At 71.0% G+C, this 9,144-nt stretch carries 10 protein-coding genes; all 10 read right to left on the reverse strand.

The window, feature by feature from the left end:
* Window positions 1-24 precede the first annotated feature (24 nt).
* The 10 genes from AC6EI8_RS04860 to AC6EI8_RS04905 all read right to left on the reverse strand — a co-directional run bounded on the left by AC6EI8_RS04860 (window position 25) and on the right by AC6EI8_RS04905 (window position 9,084).
* A complete protein-coding gene (locus AC6EI8_RS04860) occupies window positions 25-1,209 on the reverse strand; it encodes a pyridoxal phosphate-dependent aminotransferase (RefSeq protein WP_498381416.1) in 1,185 nt (394 codons plus the stop codon).
* 158 nt (window positions 1,210-1,367) lie between these two features.
* Complete coding sequence (nusB, locus tag AC6EI8_RS04865; RefSeq protein WP_149317773.1) at window positions 1,368-1,862, reverse strand: transcription antitermination factor NusB; 495 nt, start codon at window positions 1,860-1,862, stop codon at window positions 1,368-1,370.
* The gene (gene ribH, locus AC6EI8_RS04870; RefSeq protein ID WP_149317774.1) at window positions 1,855-2,355 is read right to left on the reverse strand and encodes a 6,7-dimethyl-8-ribityllumazine synthase; all 501 of its coding nucleotides are present in this window, start codon (window positions 2,353-2,355) and stop codon (window positions 1,855-1,857) included. Before ribH ends, nusB begins: the two co-directional genes overlap by 8 nt.
* 70 nt (window positions 2,356-2,425) lie before the next feature.
* On the reverse strand, window positions 2,426-3,535 hold the full coding sequence (gene ribBA, locus AC6EI8_RS04875; protein ID WP_149317775.1) for a bifunctional 3,4-dihydroxy-2-butanone-4-phosphate synthase/GTP cyclohydrolase II: 1,110 nt from the start codon (window positions 3,533-3,535) through the stop codon (window positions 2,426-2,428).
* Window positions 3,536-3,817: 282 nt separating this feature from the next.
* On the reverse strand, window positions 3,818-4,447 hold the full coding sequence (locus AC6EI8_RS04880) for a riboflavin synthase (RefSeq protein WP_498381417.1): 630 nt from the start codon (window positions 4,445-4,447) through the stop codon (window positions 3,818-3,820).
* 92 nt (window positions 4,448-4,539) lie between these two features.
* Window positions 4,540-5,658, reverse strand: a complete 1,119-nt coding sequence (gene ribD, locus AC6EI8_RS04885) for a bifunctional diaminohydroxyphosphoribosylaminopyrimidine deaminase/5-amino-6-(5-phosphoribosylamino)uracil reductase RibD (RefSeq protein WP_149317777.1) — start codon at window positions 5,656-5,658, stop codon at window positions 4,540-4,542.
* 215 nt (window positions 5,659-5,873) lie between these two features.
* Entirely contained in the window at window positions 5,874-6,542 is a 669-nt protein-coding gene (locus AC6EI8_RS04890) for a pilus assembly protein (RefSeq protein WP_498381418.1), read from the reverse strand.
* Window positions 6,524-6,982 carry a prepilin-type N-terminal cleavage/methylation domain-containing protein gene (locus tag AC6EI8_RS04895; protein WP_226108353.1) on the reverse strand — a complete coding sequence of 153 codons (459 nt, stop codon included), beginning with the start codon at window positions 6,980-6,982 and terminating at the stop codon, window positions 6,524-6,526. Before AC6EI8_RS04895 ends, AC6EI8_RS04890 begins: the two co-directional genes overlap by 19 nt.
* A 126-nt stretch (window positions 6,983-7,108) precedes the next feature.
* Window positions 7,109-7,963, reverse strand: a complete 855-nt coding sequence (locus tag AC6EI8_RS04900) for a hypothetical protein (protein WP_498381419.1) — start codon at window positions 7,961-7,963, stop codon at window positions 7,109-7,111.
* Entirely contained in the window at window positions 7,957-9,084 is a 1,128-nt protein-coding gene (locus tag AC6EI8_RS04905) for a PilW family protein (RefSeq protein WP_498381420.1), read from the reverse strand. Before AC6EI8_RS04905 ends, AC6EI8_RS04900 begins: the two co-directional genes overlap by 7 nt.
* Window positions 9,085-9,144 lie beyond the last annotated feature (60 nt).

Below are 9,144 nucleotides of genomic sequence, written 5' to 3' on the forward strand. Positions count from 1 at the left end.
ATTGCCCTATCGCTATCGCTGTCTCTATTTCCCGAACAGCTTGCCGAGCCGCCGCATCGCTTCCTCGATGTGGGCCATCGATGTCGCGTACGAGATGCGGATGTACTCGCGCGCGGTATGCGGGCCGAAGTCCAGGCCGGGTACCAGCACCACGCCGGCATCGTGCAGCATCGCCTGCGTCAGCCGGTCCGCATCGCCGGCGGCCGGGTGCTGGACGCCGCGGCAGTCGGCGTAGACATAGAAGGCGCCATCGGGCTTGACCGGCACGCCGAAGCCCAGCGTTTCGAGCGCGGGCACGATGGCGTCGCGGCGGCGCTGGAATTCGGCCTTGCGCTCGTCGTAGATCGCCAGCGCCTCGGGCGTGAAGCAGGCCAGCGCCGCGTGCTGGGCCACCGCGGACGCGCAGATGAACAGGTTCTGCGCGACCTTCTCGAAGTCGGCCACCAGCGCCTCCGGCACCACCAGCCAGCCCAGCCGCCAGCCGGTCATGTTGAAGTACTTGGAGAAGCTGTTGACCGTGACGACATTGTCGTCGAGCGACAGCGCCGACACCGGCCGACCGTCGTACGACAGCCCCTGATAGATCTCGTCGACGATGGCAAAGCCCCGGCGCTGCCGCACCTCGGCGAGGATGCGATCCAGCTCGTCGGGCAGGATCGAAGTGCCGGTCGGGTTCGACGGCGAGGCCAGCAGCACGCCGCGGGTGGCTTCGCCCCAGTGTTCGCGCACCTGGTCGGCGGTCAGCTGGAAGCGCGCCTCCGGGCCGCTCGGGATCATCCGGGCGACGCCGTCGAAGGCCGCGACGAAATGCCGGTTGCAGGGATAGCTCGGGTCCGGCATCAGCACCTCGGCGCCGATCTCCACCAGCACCGCGCAGGCGAGCAGCAGCGCGCCGGAGGCACCGGCGGTGACGATCACCCGGCGGGCCGGGATATCGAGCCCGTAGGCGGTCTTGTAGTAGCCCGCGATCGCCTCGCGCAGCGCGTGGATGCCCAGCGCGCCGGTGTATTGCGTCACGCCGCGACGCATCGCCGCTTCCGCCGCCCGTATCACCGGCTCGGCCGCGGTGAAGTCGGGCTCGCCGATGCCCATATGGATGATGTGCCGGCCGGCACGTTCGAGCTCGGCGGCCTGCTTGGCCAGTTCCATCACGTGGAAGGCGCGGATATTGGCGAGGCGGGAGGCAGTGGCGAGGCGCTGTGGGTCCATGGCGGTAACTTGGAATCGGTGGGTAAGGCGGTGCGCCGTCGTGGCGCGGGGCGGTGCGGTCCGGCGCGGTGTGGCGCACTCCCGCGATCATCGCCGGAAATGAAAACACCCGCCTGGGCGGGTGTCGGTCCGGCGCATGCCGCGGGGCGGGGCGCCGGTCAGCGTCGGGCGGCGACCTCGGTGGCGCGCACCTGCGCGGCAACCTTGTCGAGCACGCCGTTGACGTACTTGTAGCCCTCGACGCCGCCGAAGGTCTTGGTCAGCTCGACGGCCTCGTTGATGACGACCTTGTACGGGATGTCGATGCAATGCACCAGCTCGTAGCTGCCGATCAGCAGCGCGGCGCGCTCGACCGGCGACAGTTCCTCGACGGTGCGGTCCAGGAACGGCGAGAAGGCGGCGGTCAGCCGCTCTTCCTCGCGCACGGCGCCATTGAGCAGCGCGTCGAAATGCTCGCGGTCGGCCTTGTTGAAGCCCTGGGCGTCGTGCAGATGGGCCTGGATCGCGCCGATGTCGTTGCGGTTCAGCAGCCACTGGTACAGGCCCTGCAGCGCCAGTTCGCGCGAACGGCGGCGCGCGCTCTTGGGCGGCGCCTTGGCGTCGGAGCGGCCGGACTTGGCGGCAGGCTTGCCGCCCTGTGCTGCATCACTCATCGTCGTCCTCGTCCTCGTCGTCCTGGCCGCGCAGCGAATCGAGCGCCGCCACCAGGTTCGCCATCTCGACCGCGGCACGGGCGCAGTCGCGGCCCTTCTCGCGGGTGCGTGCATGGGCCTGGGCGTCGGTATCGACGGTCAGGATGCCGTTCGCGATCGGCAGGTTGAAGTCCAGGCCGACGCGGGTGATGCCCGCGCCCGACTCGTTCGAAACCAGCTCGAAGTGGTAGGTTTCGCCGCGCACCACGGCGCCCAGCGCGATCAGCGCATCGAACTGGCCGCTCTCGGCCATCTTCTGCAGCGCCAGCGGGATTTCCAGTGCGCCGGGCACCGTCACCACCAGCGTGTCTTCGCCTTCGATGCCCAGCTTTTCCAGCTCGGCCACGCAGGCCTCGCGCAGCTCGTCGCAGACCGGCTCGTTGAAACGCGCCTGCACGATGCCGATGCGCAGGCCTTCGCCGTCCAGGTTGCTCGGGTAGAAACCGTGATCCATATCGTTCTCCAGGGTTCGGTGGGCGGCCGCGCCCGGGATGGGCCGGCCGCCGGTATTGGGGGGGGGACGCTCAGTCGTCGTCGCCGTTCATCGGCTGGTAGCCGGTCACTTCGAGATCGTAGCCCGTCATGCTGGGCATCTTGCGCGGCGAGGCCAGCACGCGCATCTTGCCGACGCCGACATCGCGCAGGATCTGCGCGCCGATGCCGTAGGTGCGCAGGTCGGGCTTGCGCGGGGCGCGGGTCTGCGGCTCGTCCAGCGCGCTGAATTGCGCGAACAGCCGCTCGGCGCTGTCGCCGCAGTTCAGCAGCACCATCACGCCGCTGTCGGCCGCGCCGATCGCCTCCAGCGAGGCCGGCACGGTCCACGAGTGGGTGGTGCGCGAGACCTCGAGCAGGTCCAGCACCGACAGCGGCTCGTGCACGCGCACCAGGGTCTCGCGGTCGCGCTGCGGGTCGCCCTTGATCAGCGCCAGATGGGCGTGGCCGCTGGGCTTGTCGCGGTAGGCGATGCTGCGGAAGGTGCCGTACGGGGTCTGCATGGTGCGCTCGCCGACGCGGTCGACGATGCATTCGGTGCGGCTGCGGTAGTGGATCAGGTCGGCGATGGTGCCGATCTTCAGGCCGTGCAGCTCGGCGAATTCGATCAGGTCCGGCAGGCGCGCCATGGTGCCGTCGTCCTTCATGATTTCGCAGATCACCGCGGCCGGGGTCACGCCGGCCAGCGCGGCCAGGTCGCAGCCCGCCTCGGTATGGCCGGCGCGCATCAGCACGCCGCCGGGCTGGGCGGTCAGCGGGAAGATGTGGCCCGGCTGGACCAGATCGCTCGGCTTGGCGTCGCGGGCGACGGCGGCCTGCACGGTGCGGGCGCGGTCGGCCGCCGAAATGCCGGTGGTGACGCCCTCGGCCGCCTCGATCGACACCGTGAACGCGGTGCCGTGCGGGGTGCCGTTGCGGCTGACCATCGGGTGCAGTTCCAGCTGGCGGCAGCGCTCGGGCGTCAGCGTCAGGCAGATCAGGCCGCGGCCGTACTTGGCCATGAAGTTGATGGCCTCGGGCGTGACGAAATCGGCCGCCAGCACCAGATCCCCCTCGTTTTCGCGGTCTTCCTCGTCGACCAGGATAACCATGCGGCCGGCACGGATCTCGGCAATGATGTCTTCGGTTGGGGCGATCGTCATGAGGTAGGCAAAGGAAAGTCTGGCGGGGCGGCCCCGGGCGAGGCCCGTGAGGCGACTGCGGCGCGCCGGGGCGGCGCGCGGTTTAACCCGGCATTGTACGCGATGCGGGCCGGGGGCAAGGGGCGCCGGGGGCTGGGTTGGCCCGAGGCGCCCGGTCGGAGCCGGCCCGGGAATGGCCCTCGGGGATGGCCCGGGGGATAGCCAGGAGATGGACGAGGGATGGGCCCGCCGATGGACGGGGCAATCCGGCCCCGGCAGCCCTGCGTGCCCGCCAGCGGGCGTTCAGCCCAGCTTGCCGTCGGCGCTCAGCATCCGCTCCACATAGCGGGCGATCAGGTCGATCTCCAGATTGACCTTGGCGCCGGGCCGCAGGTCCTGCAGCGTGGTGACCTCGATCGTATGGGGAATCAGATTGATCGAGAATTCGCAGCCGTCGGCGTGGTCGGTCACGCGGTTGACCGTCAGCGAGACGCCATTGACGACCACCGAGCCCTTGTAGGCCAGATAGCGCGCCAGCTCGCGCGGCGCGCGCACGCGCAGCTCGTGCGATTCGCCGACCGGCGCGAAATGGGTGACCTCGCCGAGTCCGTCGACATGGCCGGAGACCAGGTGGCCGCCGAGCCGGTCGGCCAGGCGCAGCGCCTTTTCCAGATTGACCCGGCCGGGCTGCGCGAGGCCGGTGGTCTTGTCCAGCGACTCGCGCGAGACCTCGACATCGAACCGGCCCGGCTGCAGCGCCACCACGGTCATGCAGGCGCCCTGGATGGCGATGCTGTCGCCGATCTGCACGTCGGACAGGTCGAGGCCCCCGGCGTCGATCTGCAGGCGGACGCCGGCGTTTTCGGTGTTCTGGTCGCCCAGCGGCGTCACGGAGTCGATGCGGCCGACGGCCGCCACAATGCCAGTAAACATGGTCTGGTCAGCAGGGAGGGAAAGCGAAGGGGAAAGCAAGGAGAGAGCAAGGACAAAGCGGCATGCTAGCAGCCCGCAGCGAGACGTGCCGTTCAGCCCGCAGGATGGCGGCGCGCGATCAGCCGCAAATCGTCGCCGATCTGCCGCACATCGTGCCAGCGGAAGGCCGGCGCGTCCTGCAGGCGGGCGAGCGGCGGCAGGTTGAACATGCCCTGCGCGTCGCCGAGCAGGCGGGGCGCCAGATAGACCAGCAACTCGTCGGCGCAGCCTTCGCGGATCAGCGAACCGTTGAGCTTGAAGCCCGCCTCGACATGGAGCTCGTTGATGCCGCGCCGGCCTAGCTCCTCGAGCATGCGGCGCAGCTCGACCTTGCCGTGCGCGTTGGGCAGCACCACCACTTCGGCGCCGCGCGCCTCCAGCGCGGTGCGGCGCGCGCGATCGTCGATCGCACAGAACACCAGCACGGGCTTGGCGAATTCGCCGGTGTCAGGCGTCAGCATGCGCGCGTCCAGCGGCACCTCCAGGCGCGAGTCGATCAGCACGCGCTGCGGCTGGCGCGGCGTGTCGATGGCGCGCACGGTCAGCTGGGGGTCGTCGTCGCGCACGGTGCCGATGCCGGTCAGGATCGCGCAGGCGCGTGCGCGCCAGGCATGGCCGTCGTCGCGCGCGGCCTGGCCGGTGATCCACTGGCTGGTGCCGTCATGCAGCGCGGTGCCGCCATCGAGCGAGGCCGCGACCTTGACGCGGACCCACGGCAGGCCGCGGGTCATGCGCGAGACGAAGCCGATGTTCAGGTCGCGCGCCTCCTTCTCCAGCAGGCCGCAGCGCACGTCGATGCCGGCATCGCGCAGCCGCTGCAGGCCCCGTCCCGATACCGTGGGGTTCGGATCTTCCATCGCCGCGACCACGCGCTTGACGCCGGCGCGCACCAGCGCATCGGCGCACGGCGGCGTGCGGCCGAAATGGCTGCAGGGCTCCAGCGTGACGTAGGCGGTCGCGCCGGCGGGATCGATGCCGCGCGCGGCGGCGTTCTTCAGCGCCTGGATCTCCGCGTGGTCCTGGCCCGCGGGCTGCGTGTAGCCTTCGCCGATCACCTTGCCGCCCTTGGTCAGCACACAGCCCACGCGCGGATTCGGCGTGGTGATGAACATGCCGCGCGCGGCGAGCGCGAGGGCCTGCTGCATGGCGGCGTGATCGGTTTCGGAGAACATGAGTAAGCGGTTTTCCTGCCGGTTGTCTTGACTGGCGTGGCTGGCGTGGTCGGGCTGGCTGACTCGGTTGGGACCAAGTCGGCCGGGCCAAGTCGGTCGGGCCAAGTCGGTCGGCCAAGTCGGTCGGGCCAAGTCGGTCGGCCAAGTCGGTCGGCCAAGTCGGTCGGGCTAAATCGGCCCGGCATGCCGGGCCAAGGTCGTGGCCGGTCTGCGGCTCAGGGCTCGCTGTCGATGCGGCTGTCGCAGTCGGCGTCGTGCCCGGGCGTACAGATGCGCAAGCGGCCCAGCGCGCCGAGCCTGACCTGACGCTGCGCATGGCCGCAGCGCAGGGTAAAGGTGGCCGCATAGAAGCCGCCACGTTCCGACCGAGAGTATCCCACAGGAGCCAGCCGCAGCGCGCGGCCGCCGTCGGTGGCGCGCAGCGCGACGCGCAGGCAGGCGGCGGCCAGGCCCACCGATGACAGCACCGGGGCGTCGGGGGCTTGGCTGGTCCTTGTGGCCTCGCTGGCCCTGGTGGCTCCGATGGCCCTGGTGGCTCCGATGGCCCCGGTGGCCCCGGTGGCCCCGTCCGCCACCCGGGCCTCCCTCGCGACGATATGCCATCCGCGCGAGAAGTCGGAGAAGCCGGGCTGCGGCGCCAGCAGAACCGTGCTGCGCCTGGCCAGCGCGAATTCGCGCGCCATCTCGATCGAGGCGGCCAGCAGGTCGGCGGCCAGGCGCACCTGCTGCCGCTCCAGCGCGTCGCGATAGGACGGGTAGCCGGCAGCGGCCAGCGTTGCCGTGATCGCCATCGCGGCGAGCCATTCGATCAGTGTGGCGCCCGCCGAGCGTGCGGGGTGCCGCCCGCGCTCGCCGCCGCGGACGCTCAGCAGCCCTCCGGCCATGGTACGGGTCCCGCCTGGTCCTGCGATTCCACCAGCCACTCGCCGCTGCCGCGCAGGATCAGCGTGCCGCAAGTGACGTCGGGCCATTGCGGGAAGGCGTGCAGTTCGATGCAGCGGTCGAGGTCGGCGTCGCGCTGGCCGGCGGCGGTGCAGGGCAGCGCCGCCAGCCGGTAGTGCGGACGCGCAGGCGGCGGCGGGACCCACTGTGGCCAGCGTCCCGCGGGACCGCGACCGCTGTCGTCGGCGAAGCTGCCGCGGGCCATCGCGTGGCGCTGCAGGTCCAGCATCGCCGCGATCATCGCGGTGCGCGCCTGCGCGCGCCAGCTGCGCTGCAGGTGCCGATGCCAGCTGGTGGCCGCGATGCCGGCGACGATGGCGACGATGACGATCACGACCAGCAGCTCGATCAGCGTGAAGGCGGCGGTGCGGTTGGCGGTCATGGACGGTGGCGGCGGGGTCACGGAGGGTCATCGCGAGTGACGGCGCTCCCTGGAGGGTCACGGCACCTCATGGAGGGGTCATGGGCTTCATGGCGCCTCATGGCGGCCTCATGACGCGGCATGACGTCATGACGGATATGGCGGGACGAGTTCGCGCCAACCGATTCGCCGGACGCGGCCGCCTTCCGGCTGGCTTGCCGCTCCACGCCGTGAAGGCGGATCGATCCGTTCCGGTTCGATCCATTCGGTCTGCAGCACGACGCGCGCGGCCGGATCGCGTCCCTGACCGAGCGCGGTGATGCGATAGCGCTGCGCCGGCACGCCGGCGGGCGCCGATCCGCCGGCGCTTTTCGGCGGCAGCCGTTCGATCAGATAGCGCGGCACGGTGGTCGCGCCGGCCATCTCCGGCGGGATGAGCGGCAGGATTGCACCGGTTACGTTTCCGATCGGCACTCCGATGCCGTCCGCGGGCAGGGCCTGGTCCATCCAAGCCCGCCACGGCGGGGGCTGCCCGGGGGCAGGGCTGCACAGGCCGCGCTGCGCCTGCGTGCCGCAATGGCCGGGCGCAGGCCATGAGGCGAGGCGATCGTTGTGGCCGGCGAGCGCTTGGTTGGCGGTAGTGGCGGTAGTCGCAGCTGTGGCACCAGTCGCACCAGTCGCAGCAGTTGCAGTAGTCGCAGCAGTCGCAGCAGTCGCAGCAGTCGCAGCAGTCGCAGCAGTCGCGGTAGTCGCAGCAGTCCCAGCAATGGCGGCAGTTGCGCTGCGCAGATCGCGCTCGCCATCGCGCAGCGCGACCTCCGCGCCGCGGAACGCGATCTCGCGCTCGAGCCGCTGGCCGATCGCCTGATGTCCGGCCAGGAGCAGCACGAACAGCGCGCCGGCCAGCGCGAGGGTCATCGTCGACAGCACGACTACGGAAATGAGCGTGATGGCGCCGCGTGCGGCTTGCGGCGGCATCGCATCGTCTTCGAATCTCAGCATGTCGACTCCGCACAGAACGGCGCATTGCGCAGCCACACCGTGGTGGCGAACACTCGCCGCGAAGCGGTGGGCCGGGAGCGGGGCATAAACGCGATATCGTCGCCTTGCTCGCCGGTCGTGCGTGGCGGCAGCAGTGGCAAGGGCGTCGCGGCCGTGCCCGGCATGCCAGCCCCGCTGCGCAGCACCAGGGCGATCTGCACGGCCAACACCTTGCGCCACGCATCCGGTCCGCCGATGGCAAGTTCGCTGGCGCGCAGGAAGGTATCGACGCGGCCGTCGCCGTCGCGGTCGACGCCATAGCGCAGCTGCAGGGTCTCGACACCGCGGGCCAGTGCGCCCGTGCTCCACGTCGTGCCGCCGCTGCCCCCAATGCCGCCACTGACACCACCACCGCCACCACCGCCACCACCGCTACCACCACCGCCACCACCGCCACCGCCACCGCCACCGCCACCGCCACCGCTACTACTGCTGCCACTGCCACCATCGCGGCGCCCGGGATAGCGGCACAGCAATTGCGGCTCGCCGTCGGCGCCGTTGGCCACGTACAGCAGGTTGGCGGTCAGGTAGCCGGCCGCCTGCGGCGACGAGGCCCCTGCGGTTTCCGTAGCGGCCACCGCGATGGAGACCGGGTAACCGCTGCAGTCGGACAGGTAGCGGTCGGGCACCGCCGGATCGCCAAACGGATGGTCGCCGCCGAAGCGGATCAGCAGCGCATCGCTGCCGGCGACGCCGGCTTTGCCGCAGCTCAGGGCGTCGCCGAGCGTCGGCTGGCCGCAGTCGTCGCGGCCGATCAGCGGCGGAGGCAGGGCGGCGGTCGGAGCCGGATGCCAGCCCGCATGGCGCAGCAGCCCGGCAATCGCCTCCAGCAGGGCGCCGCCGCGCTGCTCCAGTTCGCGTTGCTCGGCGGCCAGGACATAGGCGGATCGCATGGTGAGCCAAGCCGTCACCGCCGCGCTGCTCGCCAGCGCGCCCAGCAGCAGGCCGACCATCACCTCGACCAGCGACCATCCGGCCGTCGCCGCGGACTGCCATGGCGTACCGGCGCTGCCGCGCACGCTCGATCCGATTGCACACGGGGCGACGACCGCCGCGCTCATGGTTGCAGCCGTCGTGCTCATGGCCGCAACCGCAGCGCGATGGCGCGCAACGCGGTCCGGGGCTGGGCGGCATCGGCCCGG

It is taken from the genome of Cupriavidus sp. R6-3, assembly GCF_059772245.1.

Excerpts from the sequence above, each read along its gene's own strand:
- AC6EI8_RS04860 (WP_498381416.1), bottom strand. The coding sequence starts at position 1,209 with ATGGACCCACAGCGCCTCGCCACTGCCTCCCGCCTCGCCAATATCCGC.
- nusB (WP_149317773.1), bottom strand. The coding sequence starts at position 1,862 with ATGAGTGATGCAGCACAGGGCGGCAAGCCTGCCGCCAAGTCCGGCCGC.
- ribH (WP_149317774.1), bottom strand. The coding sequence starts at position 2,355 with ATGGATCACGGTTTCTACCCGAGCAACCTGGACGGCGAAGGCCTGCGC.
- ribBA (WP_149317775.1), bottom strand. The coding sequence starts at position 3,535 with ATGACGATCGCCCCAACCGAAGACATCATTGCCGAGATCCGTGCCGGC.
- AC6EI8_RS04880 (WP_498381417.1), bottom strand. The coding sequence starts at position 4,447 with ATGTTTACTGGCATTGTGGCGGCCGTCGGCCGCATCGACTCCGTGACG.
- ribD (WP_149317777.1), bottom strand. The coding sequence starts at position 5,658 with ATGTTCTCCGAAACCGATCACGCCGCCATGCAGCAGGCCCTCGCGCTC.
- AC6EI8_RS04890 (WP_498381418.1), bottom strand. The coding sequence starts at position 6,542 with ATGGCCGGAGGGCTGCTGAGCGTCCGCGGCGGCGAGCGCGGGCGGCAC.
- AC6EI8_RS04895 (WP_226108353.1), bottom strand. The coding sequence starts at position 6,982 with ATGACCGCCAACCGCACCGCCGCCTTCACGCTGATCGAGCTGCTGGTC.
- AC6EI8_RS04900 (WP_498381419.1), bottom strand. The coding sequence starts at position 7,963 with ATGCTGAGATTCGAAGACGATGCGATGCCGCCGCAAGCCGCACGCGGC.
- AC6EI8_RS04905 (WP_498381420.1), bottom strand. The coding sequence starts at position 9,084 with ATGAGCACGACGGCTGCAACCATGAGCGCGGCGGTCGTCGCCCCGTGT.